The 24,276-nt window shown below is 68.4% G+C and carries 21 protein-coding genes; 7 read left to right on the top strand and 14 right to left on the bottom strand.

All coding sequences use genetic code 11. From position 1 onward, the window contains the following. The first annotated feature begins 27 nt into the window (after positions 1–27). From mihF to FXO23_RS10705, 3 genes are all read left to right on the top strand, one after another. Positions 28–381, top strand: a complete 354-nt coding sequence (gene mihF, locus FXO23_RS10715; RefSeq protein ID WP_158883470.1) for an integration host factor, actinobacterial type — start codon at positions 28–30, stop codon at positions 379–381. A gap of 88 nt (positions 382–469) precedes the next feature. Beyond that, a complete protein-coding gene (locus FXO23_RS10710) occupies positions 470–727 on the top strand; it encodes an RICIN domain-containing protein (protein WP_158883468.1) in 258 nt (85 codons plus the stop codon). A gap of 1,035 nt (positions 728–1,762) precedes the next feature. Further along, a complete protein-coding gene (locus FXO23_RS10705; RefSeq protein WP_158883614.1) occupies positions 1,763–2,782 on the top strand; it encodes a hypothetical protein in 1,020 nt (339 codons plus the stop codon). Positions 2,783–2,829: 47 nt separating this feature from the next. Here FXO23_RS10705 and FXO23_RS10700 read toward each other — a convergent pair whose 3' ends face one another. Together FXO23_RS10700 and FXO23_RS10695 are read right to left on the bottom strand one after the other, a co-directional pair. Further along, positions 2,830–3,780, bottom strand: a complete 951-nt coding sequence (locus FXO23_RS10700) for a pseudouridine-5'-phosphate glycosidase (protein WP_158883466.1) — start codon at positions 3,778–3,780, stop codon at positions 2,830–2,832. 105 nt (positions 3,781–3,885) lie between these two features. Beyond that, positions 3,886–5,337 (bottom strand): amidase, encoded by a 1,452-nt coding sequence (locus tag FXO23_RS10695; RefSeq protein ID WP_158883464.1) that lies wholly within the window; start codon positions 5,335–5,337, stop codon positions 3,886–3,888. Between the two features lie 140 nt (positions 5,338–5,477). Between FXO23_RS10695 and FXO23_RS10690 the strand changes: the two genes are divergently transcribed. The 3 genes from FXO23_RS10690 to FXO23_RS10680 all read left to right on the top strand — a co-directional run bounded on the left by FXO23_RS10690 (position 5,478) and on the right by FXO23_RS10680 (position 7,225). Continuing rightward, on the top strand, positions 5,478–6,032 hold the full coding sequence (locus FXO23_RS10690; protein ID WP_218951943.1) for a TetR/AcrR family transcriptional regulator: 555 nt from the start codon (positions 5,478–5,480) through the stop codon (positions 6,030–6,032). Positions 6,033–6,109: 77 nt separating this feature from the next. Further along, positions 6,110–6,433 carry a DMT family transporter gene (locus tag FXO23_RS10685; protein WP_158883460.1) on the top strand — a complete coding sequence of 108 codons (324 nt, stop codon included), beginning with the start codon at positions 6,110–6,112 and terminating at the stop codon, positions 6,431–6,433. A gap of 117 nt (positions 6,434–6,550) precedes the next feature. After that, on the top strand, positions 6,551–7,225 hold the full coding sequence (locus FXO23_RS10680; RefSeq protein ID WP_158883458.1) for a GAF and ANTAR domain-containing protein: 675 nt from the start codon (positions 6,551–6,553) through the stop codon (positions 7,223–7,225). Between the two features lie 19 nt (positions 7,226–7,244). Here FXO23_RS10680 and narI read toward each other — a convergent pair whose 3' ends face one another. The 10 genes from narI to FXO23_RS10630 all read right to left on the bottom strand — a co-directional run bounded on the left by narI (position 7,245) and on the right by FXO23_RS10630 (position 20,549). Continuing rightward, positions 7,245–7,982 carry a respiratory nitrate reductase subunit gamma gene (gene narI / locus FXO23_RS10675; protein WP_158883456.1) on the bottom strand — a complete coding sequence of 246 codons (738 nt, stop codon included), beginning with the start codon at positions 7,980–7,982 and terminating at the stop codon, positions 7,245–7,247. Then, complete coding sequence (gene narJ / locus FXO23_RS10670; RefSeq protein ID WP_158883454.1) at positions 7,979–8,647, bottom strand: nitrate reductase molybdenum cofactor assembly chaperone; 669 nt, start codon at positions 8,645–8,647, stop codon at positions 7,979–7,981. The genes narI and narJ overlap by 4 nt, the downstream gene beginning before the upstream one ends. Positions 8,648–8,720: 73 nt before the next feature. Beyond that, positions 8,721–10,352 carry a nitrate reductase subunit beta gene (narH, locus tag FXO23_RS10665; protein WP_158883452.1) on the bottom strand — a complete coding sequence of 544 codons (1,632 nt, stop codon included), beginning with the start codon at positions 10,350–10,352 and terminating at the stop codon, positions 8,721–8,723. Then, the gene (locus FXO23_RS10660) at positions 10,352–13,981 is read right to left on the bottom strand and encodes a nitrate reductase subunit alpha (protein WP_218951951.1); all 3,630 of its coding nucleotides are present in this window, start codon (positions 13,979–13,981) and stop codon (positions 10,352–10,354) included. The genes narH and FXO23_RS10660 overlap by 1 nt, the downstream gene beginning before the upstream one ends. Positions 13,982–14,440: 459 nt before the next feature. Next, positions 14,441–15,262: an NmrA family NAD(P)-binding protein gene (locus tag FXO23_RS10655; protein WP_158883450.1), complete on the bottom strand. Its 822-nt coding sequence runs from the start codon at positions 15,260–15,262 to the stop codon at positions 14,441–14,443. A gap of 111 nt (positions 15,263–15,373) precedes the next feature. Further along, positions 15,374–16,255 (bottom strand): NAD-dependent protein deacetylase, encoded by an 882-nt coding sequence (locus FXO23_RS10650; RefSeq protein ID WP_158883448.1) that lies wholly within the window; start codon positions 16,253–16,255, stop codon positions 15,374–15,376. Between the two features lie 65 nt (positions 16,256–16,320). Next, entirely contained in the window at positions 16,321–17,133 is an 813-nt protein-coding gene (locus FXO23_RS10645) for a TIGR03084 family metal-binding protein (RefSeq protein ID WP_158883446.1), read from the bottom strand. A gap of 49 nt (positions 17,134–17,182) precedes the next feature. Then, positions 17,183–18,271, bottom strand: coding sequence for a carboxymuconolactone decarboxylase family protein (locus tag FXO23_RS10640; RefSeq protein WP_158883444.1), 1,089 nt, complete (start codon positions 18,269–18,271; stop codon positions 17,183–17,185). Positions 18,272–18,324: 53 nt separating this feature from the next. Continuing rightward, on the bottom strand, positions 18,325–19,983 hold the full coding sequence (locus FXO23_RS10635) for a GMC family oxidoreductase N-terminal domain-containing protein (protein WP_158883442.1): 1,659 nt from the start codon (positions 19,981–19,983) through the stop codon (positions 18,325–18,327). Further along, positions 19,980–20,549 (bottom strand): DUF5987 family protein, encoded by a 570-nt coding sequence (locus FXO23_RS10630; RefSeq protein WP_425484854.1) that lies wholly within the window; start codon positions 20,547–20,549, stop codon positions 19,980–19,982. Before FXO23_RS10630 ends, FXO23_RS10635 begins: the two co-directional genes overlap by 4 nt. A gap of 482 nt (positions 20,550–21,031) precedes the next feature. Here FXO23_RS10630 and FXO23_RS10625 point away from each other — a divergent pair, with 482 nt between their 5' ends. Then, positions 21,032–21,805 carry a helix-turn-helix domain-containing protein gene (locus FXO23_RS10625; RefSeq protein WP_158883438.1) on the top strand — a complete coding sequence of 258 codons (774 nt, stop codon included), beginning with the start codon at positions 21,032–21,034 and terminating at the stop codon, positions 21,803–21,805. A gap of 64 nt (positions 21,806–21,869) precedes the next feature. On the opposite strand, the gene FXO23_RS10620 is transcribed toward FXO23_RS10625, so the two are convergent. Further along, positions 21,870–23,228 carry a cytochrome P450 gene (locus tag FXO23_RS10620; RefSeq protein WP_158883436.1) on the bottom strand — a complete coding sequence of 453 codons (1,359 nt, stop codon included), beginning with the start codon at positions 23,226–23,228 and terminating at the stop codon, positions 21,870–21,872. Positions 23,229–23,234: 6 nt separating this feature from the next. Continuing rightward, a complete protein-coding gene (locus FXO23_RS10615) occupies positions 23,235–24,275 on the bottom strand; it encodes an enediyne biosynthesis protein (RefSeq protein ID WP_246257110.1) in 1,041 nt (346 codons plus the stop codon). Position 24,276: the final 1 nt, after the last annotated feature.

Genomic DNA, 24,276 nt, shown 5'->3' with positions numbered 1-24,276 from the left:
AATGCGCCGATTCCGAGCCGGAGGATCATGCCTGTTCCCCACCCGACGGCCGAACAACGCCAGAGTGCGCTGCTCAAGGCCGCCGAAGTCCGACGTCGGCGCGCGGAAATACTGCGCGAACTCAAGGCCGGTGAGTTGGGTTTGCTCGTTCTGCTCGAGCAGGCCACGCGCGATCCGGTTGTCGGCCGGATCAAGGTTTCGGTGGCGTTGCGGCACCTGCCCAGAATCGGTGCTGCCAAGGCGTCCCGGTTCATGGCCGAGGCCGAAATCACTTCCGATCGCACCCTGGCCAAGCTGGACCCGCTCGAGCGGACGGCGTTGCTGGACGCGTTGGCCCGGGCCTGCCGCGATGTGCTGACCCGATCCAGGGCGACCTCTTGACCAGCGAGGGGTCGCACATGCGCTGCCGTGTTCTGCTCACCGCAGTGGCCACCGGGCGGCTCCGTGCGACGGTAGCCCCGGCCAGCGGATGAACACGCGGGGGAGGCACGTCGAGAACGAGGTCCACGGCCGATGCCTCACCAACAACGGCGCGGGTGAGCCCGCCGTGATGACCCGGTGTGCCGACGGGAGCCCGGAACAGATGTTCCTGACCGGCGAGCCCGGCACGCCGGTGACGTTCAAGATCGCGTGGTCCCGGCTCGCGCTTTGCCTGACCGCCCGGGGAGCCGGAGAACCGGTCGTGGCCCGATGCCACGAGGTCACCAAAGAGGAAGCCCTTGGCTGATCGCCAGGGCACGCGAGTTCGGCACACCGGGCGAGGCCGGCCTCGCTGCCCGCGGCGTCGATCACGACGTCGTAGGCGCCTGCCGCCGAGCCGCGATCGCGTTCATCGACGACCACACCCATCTGGACATCAGCGCCGTCGACATCGCCGCCACCTGCCACGTCATGAGCCGTTGGGAACCCGGTCGCTACCCGCGGCAGGCGAGATTTGGCGTCTGCGCGGCGTCGCGGCAGCGGCGAAAGATGTCGTGCCGGAAGAAGATTCGGCCGGTTCACCGGCGGTGCGGGCCGCTCGCTGCGGCGACCCGCAGCGAGCGGCCCAGCAACCGACGTCAGCCCTCCGCTTCAACGTAATGACTCCGGATGCCCCACCTGCATTTGGCCGTTGAGGTTGTTTCCTCGTTCTCCGCGTAAGCGCTTATCCATCGGGTGGCGATGTTGCTGTCCACTCCAGCGCACACGGCGTACCCGCGGACTTTTCCACGGTTAACGTAGATGCATTTGATTCGAACTCTCGCATCCTCGATTGCCTCGGTATAGCATGAATATTCAGCGGGAACGGCCACTCTGTTCTGCCCCCGCGTTGCGTCGGTCCCGGCCGCGGTGCCGGCCCCTAAGAGCGATGCCAATGCGACACCACTGCTGATCACGGCCAATGATTTACCGAACTTGCGCATTCAAGATCTCCTTGGATCGTACCAAGCGCGGGCCATCGGAACCTCCACATCGTGATCATCGGTGTTGATCTTTGATGCGATGGTCGTCAGGTCGGCCCCAGTAGGCGAAGTCGATGATCGCCCGTGCTGAGGGCGGCTGAGAAGAGTCGAGGTGTTGACTCTTGCGTGGCGACCCAGGGAAACGTCCCCTGACCAGGGGCGCGAACGTGGACCAGGCTCCGGGCCTGCGCCACCGCCCGGTGTGGTCGAACGCGCCGGCCGCCGAGACCCGGCGACATGCGTGCACGCAAATTTGCGTGCACGCATGTTTTGTGTCTAGTCTCGGGGTCGTCACATCGCGACGGGAAAGGACCAGACCTATGCGGGCCAAGGGCATCGCGTACGACACCGGCTTCGTTCGCAACGGCGAGATCTCCCGTGCGAGCTTCGATCTCGACATGGTGCAGCGGGAGCTGGCCATCATCCGTGACGACCTGCACTGCAACGCCGTCCACCTCGTCGGTGGCGATCCGGAGCGGCTGGAACTGGCCGCCCGCCGCGCCGCCGAGCTCGGGCTGGAGGTCTGGTTCTCGCCCTATCCGCTGGACCTCACGACCACGGAGATGCTGTCGCTGTTCGCCGAATGCGCCCAGCGGGCGGAGCGGGTCCGGCAGGCGGGAGCCGACGTTGTGTTCGTCGCCGGGGTCGAGCTGAGCCTCATGGACCGGGGATTCCTGCCCGGTGACGACATCGCCGAGCGGCTCGATCGACTGTTCAGCCAGCCCGACGGCCTCGGCGAGCGAATTGCCGAGGCGAGTGCACGGCTCAACGACTTCCTCGGCGATGCCGTGGCCACGGTCCGCGAGCGTTTTCGGGGGAAGATCACCTACGCCTGCATCCCGTTCGAGCGCGTCGACTGGACCCGCTTCGACATCGTGTCGGTCGAACTCATCCGGTCCGCCGAGGTGGCCGACCGATTCCAGGAAGGCGTGCGCACCCTCGTGGCGCAGGGAAAGCCGGTCGCGATCACCGGCTTCGGCACGGCCACCTGGCGCGGGTCTGGTGACCTGGCGCCGCGCAGCATGGAGATCGTCGAGCACGACGAGACCGGCCACCCGGTCCGGCTGACTGGGGAGTACGACCGCGACGAGGCCGGTCAGGCCACCTACCTGCGCGAGTTGCTGGAGATCTTCGACGCCGAAGGCGTTGACGGCGCCTTCGTGTATCTTTTCGCGCTCTACAACTACCCGCACCGCCCCGATGATCTTCGCCACGACCTCGACCTGGCCAGTTTCGGCATCGTCAAGGTTCTCGAAGACCGCAACGGCGACACCTATCCAGGCATGCCGTGGGAACCCAAGGCCGCCTTCACCGCGCTGGCCGACCACTACCGCGGCTGACCGGAGCTTCGACGCGACCAGCTCTCAAAACGGGAACTCCGCGGACTTCAGCGAGCGGCGTTCCGCGCGCGGTACCGGGCATGCGCTGCCGCGAGCCGGCCCGCGAGTTCCGCCGTGCTCAGGCGTACCGATCTGTTCGCCTTGGCGGTCCGGCCCTCGGTCACCTTGTCGACGACCCGCATCAGGTACTTCGTGATCGCGGCGCCGCGGATGCCTTCCTCGTCGGCGGCGCGCATCGCTTCCGCGATCGCCGCGTCGACCTCGCGGCTGTCGATGGCGTCCTCTGCCTTGATCGGGCTCGCGATCAGGACGGAACCGCGGTTGCCCAGCGCCCAGTGGAATTCGACCGCGCGGGCGATCGCCTCCTCGTCGTCCAGCCGGTGCGGGCTGCGGATACCGCTGGAAACGCTGTAGAACGCGGGAAAGTCGTCGGCCCGGTAGGTGATCACCGGCACGCACTGCGTCTCGAGGTACTCCATGGTCAGGTTCAGATCGAGGATGCTCTTCGCACCCGCGGACACGACGGCCACCTTCGAGCGGGTGAACTGGATCAGGTCCGCGGAGATGTCCATGGTCTTCTCGGCACCCCGGTGCACCCCGCCGATGCCCGAGGAGGAGAGGAACGGGATCCCCGCCAGATCCGCCGCCACCAGTGTGGAGGCGACACTGGTGGCGCCGAGTCCCCCGGTGGCCAGGACGATCGGCAGGTCCCGGCTGCTGACCTTGGCGACCGACTTCGCCGAGGCGAAGCGTTCGACGTCGTCGTCGGTCATCCCGACCACGATGCGGCCGTGCTCGATGCCGATCGTGGCCGGTACCGAACCGCCCGCCCGGACGGCGTCCTGCACCTCCTTGGCGGTGGCCGCGTTCTCCGGGTACGGCGGGCCGTGGGTGATGACGTTCGACTCCAGCGCCACGACCGGCCTGCCCTCGCCGAGGGCGTCGGAAACCTCTTCGCTGAACACCAGCGGGACGTCCTCGTGGTGCGTATGGCGCATCAGCAACCCCTCGCTCGTTTCGGTGGGACCTGTTCGTTTCCGTGCTTACCGCGACATCGAGGATCGCGCACCGCGAGCGGTGCGCGCCAGACGCGTGATCATGCCCTACTGCGGTGCCTGGAAGCCGCCGATCCGCTGCTCGAGCAGGTCGGCCAGCCGCAGCGGGGTGCGGTCCTCGAACATCGGGCCGATGAGCTGCACCCCCACCGGCAGGCCCTCGGGGGACCGGCCCGCGGGGATGGCGGTGGCGGGCAGGCCGGGCATGGTGGCCAGACCGGCCCAGACGAACTGGTCGAAGTAGGGGTGCTCGACGCCGTCGATGTCGATGCGCCGTTCCAGCGGATTGGGGTTGTGGTCGTGCGGGAACGCGGGCGTCGGCGTGATCGGGCACACCACGGCGTCGAACTCGGCGAACAGCTGCCGCCAGGCGTGGCGGTGGAGTTCGCGGCGGTTGTTCGCCTCGATCCAGTCGCGGTGGCTGAACACCATGGCGCGCAGCCGCACGGCGTCGAGACTCTGGTCGTCCGCGCTCAGCCCGGCGGCGCGGGTCGCCAGCTGCTCGTGCGATTCGATGGGAAAACGCGCAACGGCGCCCGAAATCAGCAACTGCATGTAGAGCGTCGCGGCTTCGGTCAGATCGGGCAGCAGCGGACTGTGCCGTTCGACGCGGGCGCCGCCGTCGACGAGCGCGTCGGCCACTCGTCGCACGCCCGCCCGCACGGCGGACCCGGTCGGAATGAGCGGATGCTCGTCGAGGACCAGGACCCGGAAGTCGCGGAGCCGCTCGTGGCGGGCGGGCGGCAGTGCCAAATCGTAGGCGACGCCGAGCGTCAGCGGGTCCGGTCCGGCCATGACGTCGAGCAGGAGCGCGAGGTCGCGGGCGGTGCGCGCCATCGGACCGGCGACGGCGAGGTCGAGGTCGGTCGGCAGGGCCGGCTCGGACGGCGGGACCATACCGCGGGTCGCCGCCAGTCCGAGCGTCGGCTTGTGCGCGTAGACGCCGCAGAAATGCGCGGGGGTGCGCAGCGAACCGGCGAGGTCGGAGCCGAGGGACAGCGCGCCGAACCCGGACGCCAGGGCCGCCGCCGACCCGCCGGAGGATCCGCCCGGTGTGCGATCGTGATCCCACGGGTTGTGGGTGGTCCCGTAGATCTCGTTGAAGCTCTGGATGTCTTGCAGCCCCAACGGCACATTGGTCTTGCCGAGCACCACCGCGCCCGCGGCCTTGAGGCGCGTCACCTGTACCGCGTCCTCGGCCGGCAGATAGTTCCGGTGCGGCGGCATGCCCCAGGTCGTGGGCAGCCCGGCGATGTTGTAGGACTCCTTGACCGTCACCGGAATCCCGAGCAGCGGCCCGTCCTCGCCGCGGGCGCGCGCCTGGTCGGCACGGTGCGCGGCGGCCCGCGCGCGATCGAAGTCCGGCACGCAGATCGCGTTGATCACCTTGTCGTCCCGCTCGATACGAGCGATTGCCTCATCGGTCAGTTCCACCGATGTCACCGCACCGGCACGCAAGGCGGCCGAAAGACTTTCGGCCGATTGAAAACTCCATTCCATTAATCCGACCCTACCTGGGTGAATAGTCCATGGCTGGAAAGAAACCTGATGAGCATTGAGACATCCGTCGTGTTGCGCGAAGCGGCATTTCATGTCCTGCGTCCCCGCTCGTTTTCTGAGGTCAAGTAGGGTTGGCAACCGTGGACTGGTCCGATGGCCGCCGGGTTCGGGGTGAGCGCAGGCGCTCGGCGATCATCGCCGCGACGCTTCGGGTCGTGGAGCGCGACGGCGTCGCCGGGGTGACGCATCGCGCCGTCGCCCGCGAGGCGGGGGTGCCCGCCAGTTCGGCGACCTACTACTTCGCCACGCTCGACGATCTGCTCGTCGCGGCGCTGACCGCCGCCGCCGAGGAGTACGCGCGGCAGTTGCGCGAGATCGTCGACGGCGGCCGCGACGAGATCGAGGGCCTGGCCCAGCTCATCGCGGATGGCGGCGGCCCTGGCCGGGCGCGAGCCCTGGCCGAACGCGAGCTGGAGCTGCTGGCCGTGCGACGTCCCGCGCTGCGCCCGGTCGCCCGGCACTGGCGGGACACGGTCGCGGCGGTGGCGTGGCGGTACACCGACGATCCGCTGACCGTCGAGGAGCTGGTCGCCGCGGCCGACGGGCTGTGCACCCGGGTGCTGCTGGAGGACGAACCTCCCGCGATGCCGGAGATCCTCGCGGTGCTCCGGCGTGCGGTGCACCCGAAGAACTAGTTGGACTTCTGTTCAAGTACCTGGATATGCTTGCCCATGTAGTTGTACAGAAGTTCAACTTTCTCCCAGGGGGACCCATGGCGTACCTGTTCCTGCTCGCCGCCATCGTCACCGAGGTGACCGGCACCATCGCGACCCGGTTCTCCGACGGTTTCACCAAACCGGTGCCGTCGGCGGTGGCGGTCGTCGGCGTAGTGGGCGCGTATGTCCTGCTCTCGCTCGCGCTCGCACGCGGAATGAGCCTCGGGGTGGCCTACGGCGTCTGGGCCGCCGTCGGGGTAGCCGCGGTCACGCTCATCGGCGCGCTGTTTCTCGGTGACGAACTCACCCTGGTGCAGACCGGCGGCATCGCCCTGGTCATCGGCGGCGTGCTCGCCCTGGAACTGGGCGCCGCGCACTGACCGGCTTCCGGCGCCGCGTGGAGTCGCTCGAATGCCGGATGCCCCGGGGGTGGCAAGAGCGCTACTTGTTAGTAACTTCTGCTCGCGCTCACCACGAAGACGGGGTTGACACCGACGATGCCCGATTCCGCGCTGGAACCGACACTGGTGGAACTGGCCGACACCACCGCCCTGGACGATCTGCCCGAGTACGCGCACCGGCTGGCCGTGCGCTGCGCGCAGCTGCTGCCGGTGACCGGCGCGGCCGTGCTGCTCACCGGGCCGTCCGGCAGGATCGCGGCACGCGCGGGGGAGCCCGCCTGGATCCGGTTCCTGCTCGAGCCGGCGCTGGCCGGTCCCGCGGTGGACTGCTGCGACACCGCGGCGGCCATCACGGTCGCCGATCTGCGCACCACGCGGCGGTGGCCGGCCTTCACCGAGGCCGCGCTCGGGCACGGCATCACCGCCGTGACCGCGCTGCCGCTGCGCCACGGCGACCACCGGCTCGGCGCGGTCGCGCTCCACCGTTCCCGCAGCGCCCTCCCGGCCCGGACCGAGCACCTCGCGCAGCTGCTGAGCGAAGCCGCCAGCGTCGGGCTCCGGCAGTGGCGCGAACGGCACTCCCTGCGCACCGCTTTGGCCAGCGCCAGCGTCATCGAACAGGCCACCGGGGTGCTCGCCGAACGCGGTCACATCACCCTCGACGAGGCCCTCCACCGCTTGCGCGGCCACGCCAGCAGGGAACGCCTGCGCCTGCACGCCACCGCCCGCATGGTGATCGGCACCCTGCCGCCACAACGACACAAGGCCTGATGGGCACGGGCCCGGCGGGCTACCGGTGCTTGACGGGGTGCGGGTCGCTCCAGGCTCGGGCGTAGCGGCGGGTGTCCGGGCGCCGCGGATCACGGCTGCGGTAGACCACGTAGGGGCGGACGAGATAGCCGACCGGCGCGCTGAACACGTGCACGAGGCGGGTGTAGGGCCAGATCGCCAGCAGCACGAACACGATCGCGGTGTGCACCTGGAAGCTGAGCGGTGCGCTCGCCATCAGGTCCGGCCGCGCGGAGAAGGTGAACAACCCCCGGAACCACACCGACACCGTGGCCCGGTAGTCGTAGCCGCCGCCGAACAGGTTTTCCCCCACCGTGTTCAGCATGCCGGTGCTGATCGCCGCCGCGAGCAGCACGTACATCACCTTGTCGACGCGGGTGGTGGCCTTGCGCACCGCGGGCACGGTGATCCGCCGGTACCCCAGGATCGCCAGACCGGCCACGGTGGCCAGGCCCGCAACCGTGCCCGCGGACACCGACAGCACGTGGTAGACGTCTTCGGAGACACCCAGCGCCGCGGTCCAGCTCTTCGGCACCCCGATGCCGAGTACGTGCCCGCCGAGCACCGCGAGCAACCCGAAGTGGAACAGCGGGCTGCCCAGGCGCAGCAGCTTGCTCTCGTACAGCTGCGAGGACCTCGTGGTCCAGCCGAACTGGTCGTGCCGGTACCGCCAGATGTGGCCGACCAGGAACGAGGTCAGCGCCATGTACGGCCACGCGATCCACAGCAGCGTGCTCATCGTCGTCCTCCGAACTCGGGCTGCGAACTGGGGTCCAGCGCGAACGGTTCCAGGCCCACGGCCTCTTCCGGCGGCCCTTCCGCGGCCAGCGCGGCGATCTTGCGGCGGTCCGCGGCGCCCATTTCCGGCAGCGTGGCGCACACCGCGTCCAGCACGGCCCGGTACGGCGATCCGCTGTCCGCGAGGGACATCCGGATCAGTTCCAGCACCGGGCGGTGGTCGGCCAGCAATCGGCGGCCGGTGACCGGATCGACGGTCGCGGCGAACTCCAGTACCACCGCGAGGTGATCGGGCAACTCGTGCTCGCCGAGTTCCACGTTCGCGTTGCGGTAGGCGTGCTTGAACCGCAGCAGCGCCATGCCGCGTTTGCGGGTGTCACCGTAGGCGTAATAAGTCAGGTGCAGGCAGTTGCGCTTGCGCAGGTCGAAGGTCTCCACGTAGTGCGCGGCCAGCTCCGTTTCGCCGCTGGACCGCGCGTAGTCCACAAAGGACACCAGGGCGGCACCGGCCGGTGGCGGGATGGCGCCCGCCGCCGTGCGCAGGTCGGGCAGCATGGCCAGGGTCGCGGCACCCGGGTAGTCGATCAGCAGCGCGGCGATCCGCCACACCAGCCGACTGTCCCTTTCGGACAGTGCGCCGTTGTCGGCCCGCGACCGGCGGCCCATCAGACGGCCTTCGGTGTCTTGCGGGACACCCGCACCCGGTCGGCCGCATGAGCAGCGCTTCGCGATTGTGTGCTCATACGGCCTCCGACTCGTGCGTGACATCGTTGCCGTTCGTCGGGAACAGCCCCTTGGTGCTGGTGCCGTCCCAGTCCAGCAAGTTGATCCGGTTCGCCTTGTCCGGCGGCGCCGCGGCGCCGTTGGTGTCGGTGAGGTGGAACTTCTCCGCCATCGCGTCGAACGCCGTCATGCCGGGTCCGCCGTCGCCGTCCAGGCTGCACCCGGTGGCCAGCGCGTCCAGCCGGTGCGCGTCCGATCCCGCGCCGTCCGGGATGACGTAGCGGTCCTCGTACTTCGCGATGGCCAGCAACCGGTACATCGACTCGATCTCGCCCGGCCGCAGCCGCACCGACGCGGCGATCGAGTCGTCCACGTCCTCGCCGAGGTTGACCTTGCGCATGTGCGCGCGCATCGCGGCCAGCCGCTGCAGTGCCGCGCGCACCGGGCCGACGTCACCGGCGGTGAACAGTTCCGCCAGGTACTCGACCGGGATGCGCAGCGCGTCGATCGCGCCGAACAGGTTGCCCGCGTTCTCCCCGTCGTGCCCGGTCTGCGCCAGCACGTCGACCACCGGCGAAAGCGGCGGCACGTACCACACCATCGGCATGGTGCGGTACTCCGGATGCAGCGGCAGGGCCAGCTGGTAGTCGACGATCAGCTGGTACACCGGGGAGTTCCGCGCGGCCTCGAGCCACTCGGGGGAGATGCCCGCCCGCTCCGCCTCGGCGATCACCCGCGGGTCGTGCGGGTTGAGGAACACGCCCAGCTGCGCCGGGTAGAGGTCCTTCTCGTCGCGCACCGACGCCGCCTCGCCGACCCGGTCGGCGTCGTAGAGCAGCACGCCGATGTAGCGCAACCGGCCGACGCAGGTCTCCGAGCAGACCGTGGGGATGCCCACCTCGACCCGCGGGTAGCAGAAGGTGCACTTCTCCGCCTTGCCCGTCTTGTGGTTGAAGTAGATCTTCTTGTACGGGCAACCGGTGACGCACTGCCGCCAGCCGCGGCAGCGGTCCTGGTCCACCAGCACGATGCCGTCCTCGGTGCGCTTGTAGATGGCGCCGGAGGGGCAGGAAGCCGCGCACGAGGGGTTGAGGCAGTGTTCGCAGATGCGCGGCAGGTAGAACATGAAGGTCTGCTCGAACTCGAGCTTCACCTGCTCGGAAACCTTGCCCAGCAGGGGATCGCGGCCGATCTGCGCGGGCCCGCCGCCCAGGTCGTCGTCCCAGTTGGCGCCCCAGGTGACCGCGGTGTCCTCGCCGGTGATCGACGAGACCGGCTTGGCGGTGGGCGTGGTGTCGGCGGGCGGGGCGGACAGCAGGTTCTGGTAGTCGTAGGTCCACGGCTCGTAGTAGTCCGACACGGTCGGCAGGTCCGGGTTGGCGAAGATGTTCAGCAGCCGCCGCAGCCGGGAGCCGGAACGCAGGGTGAGTTTGCCGCGCTTGGTGAGCGTCCAGCCGCCCTTCCAGCGCCCCTGGTCCTCGTACTGGCGCGGATACCCTTGCCCGGGGCGGGTTTCCACGTTGTTGAACCACGCGTACTCCACGCCGCCGCGGTTGGTCCACGCCTGCTTGCAGGTCACGCTGCACGTGTGGCAGCCGATGCACTTGTCCAGGTTCATCACCATGGCCAGCTGAGCCATCACGCGCATCAGTACTGCACCTCCTGGGACCGGCGGCGGATCGTGGTGACCTCGTCGCGCTGGTTGCCGGTCGGGCCGTGGTAGTTGAGCGCGAACGACTGCTGCGCGTAGCCACCGATCAGATGCGACGGCTTGATCATCAGCCGGGTCAGCGCGTTGTGGATGCCGCCGCGCTTTCCGGTCGCCTCGGTGCGCGGTACCCCGACGGCCTTGTCCTGGGCGTGGTACATGAACACGGTGCCCTCGGGCATGCGGTGGCTGACGATCGCGCGCGCCACCACGACGCCGTTGCGGTTGACCGCCTCGATCCAGTCGTTGTCCGCCACCCCGATCTTCTCGGCGTCCGGAGTGGATATCCAGATCGCCTGACCGCCGCGGGACAGCGTGAGCATGTGCAGGTTGTCCTGGTAGGCGGAGTGGATCGACCACTTGGAATGCGGTGTCAGGTACCGCACGGTCACCCCGCCTCGCACCGCGCCGACCTTCGGCTCGCCGAAGAGCGCGGTCATGTCCAGCGGTGGCCGGAACACCGGCAGTTGCTCGCCCAGTTCGAACATCCAGTCGTGGTCGAGGAAGAAGTGCTGCCGCCCGGTCAGCGTGTGCCACGGCTTGAGCCGCTCGGTGTTGATGGTGAACGGCGAGTAGCGGCGGCCGCCGGTCTCGCTGCCCGACCACTCCGGCGAGGTGATCACCGGCACCGGCCGCGACTGCGTGTCCGGGAAGGTGACCCGCTTGCCCTCGCTCTCGGCGGCGAGGTCGGCGAGCTTGGTGCCCGTTCTGCGTTCCAGGGCACGGAATCCTTCGGTGGCAAGCCTTCCGTTGGTGGTGCCGGACAGCGCCAGGATCGCCTCGGCGGCGTGCGTGTCCCGGGCCAGCGACGGCCGCCCCGCCGCCACGCCGGAGGTGATCGCGCCGTTGACGCCCTTGAGGTACGCCACCTCCTCGTCCGGGTGGACCGTGACGCCCTTGGTGGTCAGCCCCACCTTTTCCACCAGCGGGCCGAGCGCGGCCAGCTTCTCCGCGGTCGCCGGGTAGTCCCGCTCGACCACGACCAGCCGGGGCATCGTCTTGCCGGGCACCGGCTCGCATTCACCGGCCTTCCAGTCGAGCACCCGCCCGCCCGGTTGCGCGGTGGCGTCCGCGGTGTCGTGGGTGAGCGCGACCGCCACGATGTCCGTGCGCTTGCCGAGGTGTTTCCCGGCCAGCCAGGAGAATCCGCGGGCGATGCGGTGGAACGCCTCGAAGTCGGTCTTGGTCTCCCACGGCGGGGAGATCGCCGGGGAGAAAGCGTGCACGTACGGGTGCATGTCGGTGGAGGACAGGTCGTGCTTCTCGTACCAGGTCGCGGCGGGCAGCACGATGTCGGAGTACAGCGTCGTCGAGGTCATCCGGAAATCCAGTGACAGCAACAGGTCCAGCTTGCCGGCCGGGGCCTCCTCGCGCCACCGCAGCTCCGCGGGCCGCACCCCGTCCGCGTCGCTGGCGCGCAGGTTGGCGTCGGTGCCGAGCAGGTGCTTGAGGAAGTACTCGTTGCCCTTGGCCGAGGAGCCGAGCAGGTTCGCCCGCCACACCGTCAGGCAGCGCGGGAAGTTCTCCGGCGCGTCCGGGTCCTCGCAGGCGAACCGCAGGTGACCGGCCTTCAACCCGTCCACCACGTGCTCGGCCGCGGGTTTGCCGAGGCGCCGCGCCTCGTCGGCCAGGTCCAGCGGGTTGCGGTTGAACGTCGGGTGGCTCGGCATCCAGCCCAGCCGCGACGCCAGCGCGATGTTGTCCGCGGCGGTGCGCCCGGCGAACCGCCCGGTGCCCAGCGGCGAGGCCATCGCCTCCGCGGTGAACGGGTCGTAGCGCCACTGGTCGGTGGCCAGGTACCAGAACACCGTGCCCTGCATGTGCCGGGGCGGGCGCTGCCAGTCCAGCCCGAACGCCAGCGTGGACCACCCGGTGATCGGGCGGCACTTCTCCTGGCCGACGTAGTGCGCCCAGCCGCCGCCGTTGACGCCCTGGCAGCCGGTGAGCATGGTCAGCGCGAGGAACGACCGGTAGATCTGGTCGGAGTGGAACCAGTGGTTGGTGCCCGCCCCCATCAGGATCATCGACCGGCCCCGCGACTTCGCCGCGTTGTCGGCGAACTCCCGACCGATCCGGGCCGCCGCCGCGGCCGGTACGCCGGTGATCGCCTCCTGCCAGGCCGGGGTGTACGGCTGGCTCGCGTCGTCGTAGCCGCCGGGCCACTGGCCGGGCAAGCCGTCGCGGTACACCCCGTACTGCGCCAGCAGCAGGTCGAACACCGTGGTCACCCGGTGCCCGGCGATCATCCGGGTGGGCACCCCGCGGTGCAGCACGCCCGGCTCGCTGGTGTCGAACCGCGGCAACGCCACCGTCACCGGCTCGCCCTCTTTCAACGACAGCAGCGGGTCGACCTCGCCGAGGTCGAGATTCCACGCACCCCGTCCCGAGTCGGTGAACCGGTGCCCGAGCGAACCGGCCGGGACCACCGGGTTCCCTTGTGCGTCGAGGAGAACCGTTTTGAACTCGGCGCCGTCGCCGTCCTCGCCGAGATCGGCCGCGGTGAGGAACTTGCCCGGCACGTACCCCTCGCCGGATTCGGACAGCGTGACCAGGAACGGCAGATCGGTGTACCGCTTGACGTAGTCGGTGAAGTACGGCGTGGTCCGCTCGACGAAGAACTCCTTGAGGATCACGTGCCCCATCGACATGGCCAGCGCGCCGTCGGTGCCCGGCCGCGCGGGCAGCCACTCGTCGGCGAACTTGGTGTTGTCCGCGTAGTCCGGTGACACGACCACGACCTTCTGGCCGCGGTAGCGCGCCTCGGTCATGTAGTGCGCGTCCGGTGTGCGGGTCACCGGCACGTTGGAGCCCCACATGATCAGGTACCCGGCGTCGAACCAGTCGGCGGACTCCGGCACGTCGGTCTGGTCGCCGAACACCTGGGGGCTGGCCACCGGCAGGTCGGCGTACCAGTCGTAGAACGACAGCATGCTGCCGCCGATCAGCGAGATGAACCGGGCGCCGGCCGCGTGGCTCACCATGGACATGGCCGGGATCGGCGAAAAGCCGGCCACCCGGTCCGGGCCGTACCGCTTGATCGTGTGCACGTGCGCGGCCGCGGCCATCTCGGCCGCCTCCCACCACTCGGCGCGCACGAACCCGCCCTTGCCCCGGGCGGCCTTGTACCGGCGCGACTTCTCGGGATCTTCGACGACATCCGCCCACGCGAGCACCGGGTCCTTCAACCGCTGCTTCGCCTCGCGGTAGAACTCCAGCAGCGTGCCGCGCACATAGGGGTAGCGCACCCGGGCCGGCGAGTACGTGTACCAGGAGAACGACGCGCCACGCGGGCAGCCGCGCGGCTCGTACTCCGGCTTGTCCGGCCCGATCGACGGGTAGTCGGTCTGCTGCGCCTCCCAGGTGATGACCCCGTCCTTGACGTACACCTTCCAGGAGCAGGAGCCGGTGCAGTTCACGCCGTGGGTGGACCGCACCACCTTGTCGTAGGCCCAGCGGTCCCGGTAGAACGCGTCGGCGCCGCGCCCGCCGATCTGATGCAGCGTGCGCCCGTCCGCCGACGTCTCGCCGCGCTGAAAATGCCTGCCGAACCGCAGCAGGGAATCGCCGATGCCGACCTCGTCGGTAGCGCCGCGGACACTGGTTTCAGGGTTGGCGAAATCTGACAACGCCGCCACCTCCGGGCTAATTCGACCGTCGTCATCGACGTCGTTCCAGCGGTAGCCTAGAAGGTGTCACTCCACTTTGCCAGAATGACGCTAAATTCTCACTCAACGCCCAGTGGTCGGGTGAGCCGTCCGTAACACGAGCTTCACCGTCGATCGTCCTTACCGCTGCCGTGACATCGGCCACTAGCAGGGGAAACACGGGTGGCCGCGCACCCGGCGGCACGCCTCGCCGTCGCTCCGGGGCGAGGGCGAGGCGTGCCTCGTCGAACAATATTTAACGTCCGGTTCGCGCGGCTTAATGTGCGGGGACAAGTTTTTTCATTTTCGAAAGAGTTGCGCAATGCGCATTTCATTGCCAATCCGGTCAGTAATCCGCAGCACCTGAACCGGTCAGCGCAACCGTCAGCGGAAGGCGGCGGCGTTCTCCCGCACCCATTCCGCGAAGGTCCGGGGCGGCTTGCCGGTGACCTGCTCCACGGTGGGCAGCACGGTGTAGCCGGCTTCCGGCGGATCGGTCCGCATGGCCAGGAAGAACTCGATGTCGTCGTCGGAGTAGCCGGTCCGGCGCCATTGCGCGGTGATTTCGTCCGTGGTCAGCTCCACGAACCGCACCTCGCGGCCGAGCACGGCACCGATGGTGCGCACCTTCTCCGGCGGGGTCAGCGCCTCCGGCCCGGTCAGCCAGTACTCCTGGCCGGTGTGGCCGTCGGTGGTCAGCGCGGCCGCGGCCACCGCGGCGATGTCCGCGTCGTGGATCATCGCGCTTTTGGCGTCGGGAAAGGCTTCCCGGACAACGCCTTCGGTCCGCACGGATTCCGCCCACTCCAGGGCGTTGGACATGAACTCCACGGGAGCCAGGTAGGTGCGGTCCAGGCCACCGGCCTCGATGGCCTCTTCCAGCGGGCTTTGCGTCACGTCCCCCTTGAGCACCGTCACCTTGCGCACACCGGCCTTCCTGGCCAGGTCCACGATCTCGGCGCCGTTGGTCAGCGGCGAGAAGTCGTCGCCGCCGAAGGTGACCAGGTGCGCGGCGGTGACGCCGTCGAAGGCCGCGGCCAGGCTCGCGGTCTCGGCCAGGTTGCCGGCCACCACCTCGGCGCCCGCCGGAAGGTCGGCCCTCGCCGGACCGCGGGTGAGGGCGCGAACCGGGTGCCCGGCGGCCAGGAGCTGGGCCACCAGGGGACGGCCGACGTTGCCGGTGGCGCCGGTCACGAGAATGGTCATGAATTCTCCTTTCGTTGCGGCAGCGACACTATGACCAGTGGCGGTCAACTGCTGTCCGCGATTTCCGGGAGAAATCAACGAGAAACTCGACGTGCACCGAGCTGGCACGCATCAGCCGGTGGGAGCGACCCTGGCCAGCAGTTCGGTCAGCGCGTCGCCGAGTGGCCGGTCGACGAGCACGGCCGCGTGCTCGTCGCCTCTGGTGACGCCCTGGTTGATGATCGCGACCGGAATGCCCGCCGTGGCCGCGCGCCGCACGAAACGCAGGCCGGACATGACCGTCAGGGAGGAACCCAGCACCAGCAGCGCCGAGCAGTCCCGCACCATCCGGTAGCACTGCTCGACCCGCGCCCCCGGCACGTTCTCCCCGAAGAACACGACATCGGGTTTGAGCACGCCGCCGCAGTCGGCGCAGTCCACCAAGGTGAACCCGGCGACCTCGTGCTCGGCCAGGTCCACGTCACCGTCCGGGTTGATCGCGGCCGCGGCGGCCCGGAAGCCCGGGTTGGCCGCCCGCAACCGCCGATCCAGTTCCTCCCGCGGGCTGGTTCGCCCGCAGGACAGGCAGATCACCCGGTCCAGGTTGCCGTGCAGGTCCACCACGCCGGTGGTGCCGGCGGCCTGGTGCAGCCCGTCCACGTTCTGGGTGATCACCCCGGACACCTGCCCCAGCGCACGCAACCGGGCCACCGCGCGGTGGCCGTGGTTGGGCTGGGCGCGAGCGATCGTGCGCCAGCCCAGGTGACTGCGCGCCCAGTAGCGGCGACGGCCCTCGGCACTGCCCACGAACTCGCCGTAGGTCATCGGGGTGTGCTTGCGCAGGCTGCCCGCCGCGCCCCGGTAGTCGGGGATGCCGGACTCCGTGCTCAGCCCCGCCCCGCTGAGCACCAGCACCCCGCCCCGCCGGACGAGTTCGACCACCTCGCCCAGCTCGGCCGTGCGCGGCAGCGGAGCACCGGTGGGTGTCCAGCTCAGCGTGGGTCGGGTCCGCACACCACGCAGCTTACGTCCGCCGATCCCGCGGATGGGCTGGCGGATGTGACCTTCGCCGATGCGAGTCAGGTGTGTTTCGCGGCGGTGGTGGCGAACTGGCCGGGTCGCCGGCCGGCGCCCGCGGGCCCTCGGTACGCCTGGGCGATGTCGAGCCAGTGGTCGGCGTCGGCGCCGACCGCGCGCAGCGCGAGGTCGGCGCGATGCCTCCTCCTGGTGGTCAGGAGGCAGAAGTCAACCGCTGGACCGCGGATCGTCTGGTCGCCATCGGCCGGCCCGTAAGTCCAGAGCGCTCCGGAGGGCGCCACCAGCTCGAACCGAAACGCCACGTCAGGAACGGGCAGGCCGCGTGCGACGTAGCCGAAGGTCCAGGTTCGGACCGAAAACGCGACGAGATGCCGGATCCGGTCGGTTCGAGCCGGCGATACCCCGAGTGCGTCGAAGATGTCCTGGCCATGCGCGAACAACTCCATCACGCCCGCCGCCGCGAGGATTGCCGGTGGCAGCGGATTGACCAGCCAGGGGAGCATCTCCTCGGGCGGCGCCGCCAGCAGTGCGTTCGCGGCGCTGCTGCGTGATCCGCGCCAGTGGGTGAGTAGTTCGTCCGGCGGCTTGGCGAGATAGGGCGCGAGCGCGTCCTCGACGTTCTTGGCGAAGTCGTCGGACAACCCGTTGGCCAACCGGGTGAAGGCCGCCGGGTCGGACGCGGCGAGCGCGGCCAGGTTGAAGGTCGCGGTGAGGTGGGCTACCTGATGCGCGATGGTCCAGCCCGGGGCCGGGGTCGGCAATTCCCACTGCTCCGGCCGCAATGTGGCGACCGCCCGGTCGAGCTCTTCACCATCGGTGACGAAGTCGGAGATTACTTCCTTGGGACGGGTCACCTCTTGTCCTTTCGTCGTGGGTTGTGTAGGCGGGACAGAGATCGAGCCACTAGGTTCCGGCTGCCTTCGTCGAGGGGTGGGAACTTCGTTCGGCGATCTGCCGGGCGGCGAGCATGCTGGCCCACGAGGTGAGCTCGACTAATGCGCGATCATCGGCGCCATGTTCCCGAACCGCGGTGATGTCGGCAGTACTCGTCTGATGTGACGCGAGCGCGGTGAGCAGAGCCAGCTCGCCGATGGCCCGGTCCCCGGGGGGTAGCGGCCGCACCGCCGTCCGAGCCCACCGGCGGCTCGGCCCCGCCGGCGTGCCATCCCATTCGGCGACCGTTCGCGTGACGAGATCGCGCACCGATTCGGGGACCGAACTCGTCGCGGCCTGGTCGATCGCGTGCGCCGCGCGGGCCATGGCTGTGCCGACTGGCGCGCTGGCCCGGGCCCAGCGGAGGTCGTTCGGCAACATCGCGGCCGGGAGCAGTCGCGCCGCGGCGCCAGGCGGAATGGGGCGAGTCGGCCGGAGGGACAGCCCGAGAACCCTCCTGGCCAGAACTCGTACCGGAGACGGCGCGGCCGGCGGCAATGGCGAATCCTCAAGGAATACGTTCACCATGCGGTTGAGGTAGTGGAAAGTGGTCGCCACGCCGAGCAACTCGGAGAGCTGTGCTGGGGTGACCGCCGGCGTCACCGTGTGGTCAGGGGTCCCGCTTTCGCGAGCCCATGCCGCTACCGTGCGGATGCTGGGATCGGAAATCGAGTCCAGTTGCCGGTGGGCGATCGTGTCTTCGGCTGAGGCGTGGCCCATGCCGTCGAGCGCCGTCGCGTGCACCTCCACGCAGTACGGGCAGTCGTTGGCGAGTGATACCGACGTGGCGACGGCCTCCTTGGTGGCGCGGTCCACGACGCCGTCGGCGAGCAGGGTTTCGCGCAGCAGGACCCACACCGCGGCGAGCGCCGCGGGCGCCGGCGAGTGCAGCATGATCGGCGGCGCGAGCAGACCGAATTCGCGTTCGACCTGGGCGTAAACGGTGGCCACGAGTCCCCCGGCGGCCCGGCGGGGGATCGGCGTGACATGGTTGATCCGATTCGGCGCCCGCCGCAACACGGCTCGGCTCAGGCCCGCGCCCAATGCCTCGTTTGCCATGGGATTTCCTAGGTCGCTGTCGGGGTTCGAAGGGACGGTGGTCCGACGGGTGGTCACCGGAGGATGCCCGGCTGTGCCGTCCTGCCGTTCGCATACAACGGACTGGTGGTGCCGTTGCCCGGCAGCGGAGCGCCGTAGCTCACCGGCACTCCCCGAGCACGCGCCGATTCCACAATGGACGGAATCGCGCGCTCGGCGAGCGCGGCGATGGTCAGCGCGGGGTTCACGGTGAGGCCGCAGGGCACCGCGGAGCCATCCGTCACGAAGATTCCGTCATGTCCGCGGAGTTCGTGCCGGTCGTCCAGCGCCGAGGTCGCCGGATCGTCACCGATTCGGCAGGAGGCGAGCGGATGCACCGTGTAGGCGCCGACCAGGTCGTTGGTCCATGGCCGGACCGACGCGAGCCCGTCACGCTCGAGAATCTCCTTGACCGCGGCGTCCGCCAGCGCCCACCCGCGCCGGGTGTTGGGTGTCGGGTCGTAGCGCAGTGTGCCCCTGCCAAGCATCTGCTGAGAGATCCGGTATGCGTTACCGGTCGGTGGGGGAGCACCGAACACGCCCTCGTTGTCGTCCTCGGTCATCAGGAAGATGGTCAGCCAGGACCGCCATCGCCGGAGCATTTCCTTCTTCGCGACGCCGAACCATGCGGCGTTGTCGGCGCCGGGGGCCTGCGCCAGTATCGTCCCGAGGCCGGGCGGAAAGTACAGTTGCTCGAGCGAGTATCGTGTGTACTCCGGCAGGGCACCGTCGAGGTTGTCCCAGCTCGCGACCACCGGACCTTTGCCGATTTGGTTGGCCTGGTAGGCAATGCCGTTGCCGCGATCGAGCCCCAGCACCTCGCGCACCCGGTCTTCGTTGATGACCGCGGTGTTCAGCCGTTCGCCGTTGCCGGAGAAATACCGGCCGACCGCGAACGGCATGGTACCGAGAAAGGGCTCCGACCGTTTGAGGATCACCGGTGTCGCGCCGGCGCCCGCGGCGAGCACGATGATCTTCGCGTCGATGGCCCCGGCCCCCGTGTGCACCCGGTAGTCGACCTCGTCCACCTGGGAGTAATGCAACCGATACCGGTCGTCGTCGGTCTTGGCGATGTGTTGCACCTCGTGCAGCGGCCGGATTTCCGCGCCATGCGCCAAGGCGCCGGGCAGGTAGTTGAACAGCAGCGATTGTTTGGCGTCGAAGCGGCAACCGGCCATCATCCAGTTGCAGTTCGTGCACTTGGTGTTGTCGACCCCCACCGGCACCGGGTTCGCGGTCCTGCCCGCGTGGCGGCAGGCCGCAGCCCACAGACCGCCCGCGTAACTCACGTCGTGCCAATGCTGCTTGCGAACCGGGATGGCTTCGGAAACCCGGTCATACCAGGGGTCCAGGGTCTCCCGCGAGATGGTGGCAGGCCACATGCGCCGGCGAATGCTGCCAGTGCGCTCAAAGACGAACTTCGGCGCACGGGGCAACGCGGCGAAGTAGACGACACTGCCGCCACCGACGCAGTTGCCACCGAGCACGCTCATTCCGTCCCCGGCTACGAAGTCGAATACCCGGGTATAGGACGATCCGAGCAGGTAGTCGTGGTCGAAGTCCTTACCTGTCAGCCAAGGCCCTCGTTCGAAAACGACGACCTCGGCTCCGCCCGCGGCGAGATGATAGGCCGCGACCGCGCCACCGAACCCGCTGCCGACCACGACCACGTCGGTTCGTTCGACGGCGGTCATTCGGGGCTCCCCGAATCGGTGGTGGCCGGGTGCAGGTCGGCGAGCGGTCGCCCGTAGGAGTACTGGGGGAAGCGCCATACGCCGTCCGAGTCCGGTTCGGCGAAGCCCATCGCCACCAATCCCGGATGCCCGGCCCGCAACGCCTCCGCGGTGTGGCGGTGAGCGGCGCTGTCGAAAGCCATGTTCGAGAACAGGGCGAGCAGCACCCACCCGTCCTTCTCCGGGTGCCCGGGCGAGGTCAGCCGTTCGACCAGCGCCGCCCGGTGCCGGTAGGGCAGTGCGACGAACGGCGGCACCGATCGTTCCGGTGCCAGCTCATGCTCGGCCGCGTAGGCCCCGGCGTGCTCGTTCAGCCTGTCGGCGAATCCGTCCAGCCCGGTGTCCAGGCCCGGTGCGGACATTCGCAGCAGTTCAAGTGCCCCCGCGGCGACCGCGCCACCCCCGGTGGCGGCGCCGGCGATCGCCCGGTCGTCGCCGGTGCGTTTTTCACCGGGAATTATGGTGTCCGCGAATGCCTCCAGCGTCATTGTCCGAGACCGTTCTGTGTGCGGGCCGGCGGAGTGCATGGGTACCTCCAGTGTGCCTTGTGAATGTCCGCGCGCAGTCGAATAGGGGGACTCGGCAGGCGGGGCCGGTAAGTGGGAGACCTCGGCAGGAAATGAACGTGCCGGTTGGCGACGAGGCCGCGTGTTGTCCACACTTCGTGTCGGCCCACCCTGTCCCAACTTCGATCTTCCCGGTGCGGACTTGCTCGTGCAACTTCTGAAATGCGATTCTTCATCGAATTATGGATCTTGGTGGTTCGCGCTACGCATCACCACGTCACTTTGTGTGATCAATTAACGATCTTGCTAAAGGGACAGTCAGCAGGTTGCGGGCCGCTAACGGTCCTGCTACCTTGCAAAGAGTCGGTAAAAACTTGACAATTTCTTAGTGAATGCAAGTTTTGCTATTGTCGACTTAAGGCTGGGGGTTGGAGGCATGTTGGGGGTGTCTCGTCGGTGTGCGAAAGGGTTTCTATTTGATTTCCTGCGATCGGGGAGGAGTAATGGAACGAAATGCAGAACAAGCGATAATTCAAGTTGTTGATTCCCTGCACAAGAATTTTGGCGAGAACCTGACTATTGAAGACATGGCCCGGGTGGCCAAGTTCAGCAGGTTCCACTTTTCACGTCTGTTTCAGCAGGCCACCGGTGTTTCGCCGGCAAGATTTCTTTCCGCGTTGCGGTTGTACGAGGCCAAACGCCTGCTCGTGTCGACTTCCTTGAGCGTCACCGAGATCAGTCACCGGGTCGGCTACACGAGTGTCGGCACGTTCAGTACCCGATTCACCAGCAGCGTCGGCGCGTCCCCGACGACGTACCGTCAGCGCGGCGGTTTCTCCCCGCTGAGCTGCTACTCCGACGTTCGTCCGGCCCGAAGCGCCGGGGGGTCGACCATTCGCGGGCGTATCCGTGCCCAGCACCCGGAGGATCTCGGGCTGGTGTTCGCCGGGGTCTTTCCTGGGCGGATTCCCGAGGGGCGTCCGTTGCGTTGCACCGTGATCCCCCGCCCGGGACCATACGTACTCGAGGATGTTCCGCAAGGAAACTGGTATCTGCTGGCGCATTCGGTGTCCGCGGACCGCGACGAGGCGATTCGCGCCCCCCTCGGTGAGTACGCCGGAATCTCGATCGGGGCGGCCGGCCCGTTCACGGTAAGACCCGGCCGATCCACCATGCTGATCGACCTTTCGCTTCGGCCCAAGCGTGCCCTCGATCCACCGGTGCTTCTCGCGTTGCTCGACATCCGGGAATGGGCTTTCCACGCCAACGTGGGATGACTACGAGTGCTGTCCGCCGCTGGAGCGGGGGAAACTTCCGCTCCAGCGGCCTTTCCCCATGGGCTCAGGATGGGTGCGCGGTCATCGGAAGGCCACCGCGGACGCGAAGTGACAGCATCGGCTCAGCAACCGCTTGGTAGCCGGGCTTCGTGCGCAGCCGGAGTTCCCTGGCGATCATGGCCGTGACGAAGACAGCCTCCAGCATGCCGAGCGTGTTGCCGACGCAGAATCGCGGGCCCGCGCCAAAGGGGAGATACGCGTACCGGGGGCGATGGTCCTTCCGGTGCCGAGCGAAACGTTCCGGGTCGAATCTGGATGGTGCCGGCCAGAACGCCGGGTGGCGGTGCAGGGTGTACGGGCACACGAGCACGTCGGTGCCCGCGGGCACGTGGTAACCGCCCACGTCGTCGTCGGCCAGGGCCTGCCGCGGCAGAATCCACACCGGGGGATAGAGCCGCATCACCTCCTCGATCACCATGGTCGTGTAGGTCAGGCGATGCAGGTCCTGGTGGACCGGAAGCCGGTCCTGGAGCACCTCGACGGCTTCGGCACGCAGTCGTTCCCGCACGTCCGGGTGCCGGTCGAGCAGGAACAGGGTCCAGCCGAGGGTGCTGGCCGTCGTTTCGTGTCCGGCGAGCAGCAAGGTGACCAGTTCGTCGCGCCTGCGTTGCGCGCCAACCCGGGGGTTGGGCTCCTGACGGGTGGAATCGAGCAGTCTGGTCAGCACATCGCGGCTTTCCCGCCGCGGGTTGCCGAGACGCTCGGCGACCAGCCGGTCGACGACGTGTTGCAGGTCCCGGCGGGCCCGCCGGAACCGGCGCTGTTTGGGCAGCGGTAACCAGGTCGGAAGCAGCCCCATGGTTTCCATCTCGAACATCGCCTGATCCTGCACCGCTTCGAACGAATGCCCGATCGAGTCGAAGGCACCGAGATCGGTGTCGAGCAACGCGCGGCCGAGCACGCCGAGGGTGAGGGAGGTCAGCTCCGCCAGTACGTCGAACGGCTCCCCGTCCACGTGGGCACGCAGCCGGGCCACCAGCTTCGCCGCTTCCTCGGCGACGATCCCGGTCTGCGCGGCTATGCGCTTGGGGTGGAATACCGGCTGGATGGTCCTGCGCTGCTTGCGCCAGAGGTCGCCCTCGCTGGTCAGCAGCCCGTCACCGAGCGCTCGCTTCGCCTGGATGTATCCGATTCCCTTGTGGTAGTTGTCGCTGTTGTCGGCCAGCACATGCTTGGCGTGGTCGGGGTGGTTGAAGAAATAGAGGGTCTTGGGGCCGATCGCCAGCCGGACGGCGTCGCCGTAGACCGAGGCGGACGAGGTCATCAGCTCAAGCCGGTCACCGGCCAGCTTTCTGAGCAGCGCGATGGTCGCGGAGCGAGAGGGGCCCGGTGGCACTTCGCGCGGTCGGTCGACGAGAGCCACTTTGCTTCACCTCGTCCCGCTCGCGGTCCCGGACGACGCCGGCGACCGCGCGCCAGCGGCGGTGCCGGTCGTTTCAAGCACCGGAAGCTCTCCGTTGCCGTTCGGCGTCCGCGGGGCTGGTTCCGCGCCGGCTCGCTGCTGTGCTTCGAACCTGTCCCTGGCCTTGTTGGCGAAGTGCAGCCCCCAGAGGAATCCGCCCCGGATGAGACAGACGATCGCGGTGGCGAAGAAGATTCCGTACGCGATGTGCGCGACCATCAGAAAGCCGTAGACCGCGGCGACTCCACCACCGAATGCCACCTGGGCGGCGGGCTTGGACGGGCTGGTGCCGGGGTCGGTGACCATGTAGTTGGTGAACAGCACGAAGGCCACCCCGGTCATCATGCCGAGCGCGGCCGGGATGGAGGTGCCGAAGAAGATTCCGCGAACTATCGCCTGTAGCGCGAATACGAACAACCACGAGCCGATCAGCCACATCCTGCCGGTGAGTTTGCCGTTCAGCATGGTGCCGCCGAGCACGATGATGGCGGGGACGAGCCAGTCGATCCAGTCGGCGATGTGCTCCGTGAAGTGGTACGGCGGCGCGATACTGGCCCAGGGGAACAGCAGCAGGATGATCGAGATGCCGAAGTTCGATGGGTTCATGTAGTGCCGCAGCTTGCCGCGCACCGGAGCTCGCAACACCCATTTCGCGCCGACCGCGACCGTGACACCGAAGATCAGGACCAGGATCTGGTCGTTGACGTAGATGAGCATGTTCATCGCGAGACTGGTGATATGGGCCGGGTACAGGAACTCGACGATCCCACGTACGCGGTTGCCGGCGAATCGCGGCTCGCGACCCTCCACTTTGGACGCAATCATTTCCAGACCCAGCTCGACGACATAGCCGGTCGCCAAGGCGACGAACGGCCACACCCACGGCTGTTCGAAGCCGAGCAGCGCGTATCCGACGATGTTGAACACGGTGATGGATATGGCGAAATTGCGGAGTGCGATGGTGACTTGAGGCGGGTGGTGGGGTGGCGTCACTGCATTCTCCGGCATG

Source organism: Amycolatopsis anabasis (assembly GCF_009765355.1).
Classification (GTDB): Bacteria; Actinomycetota; Actinomycetes; order Mycobacteriales; family Pseudonocardiaceae; genus Amycolatopsis; species Amycolatopsis anabasis.
This window is presented reverse-complemented; position numbering and strand designations above follow the sequence as displayed.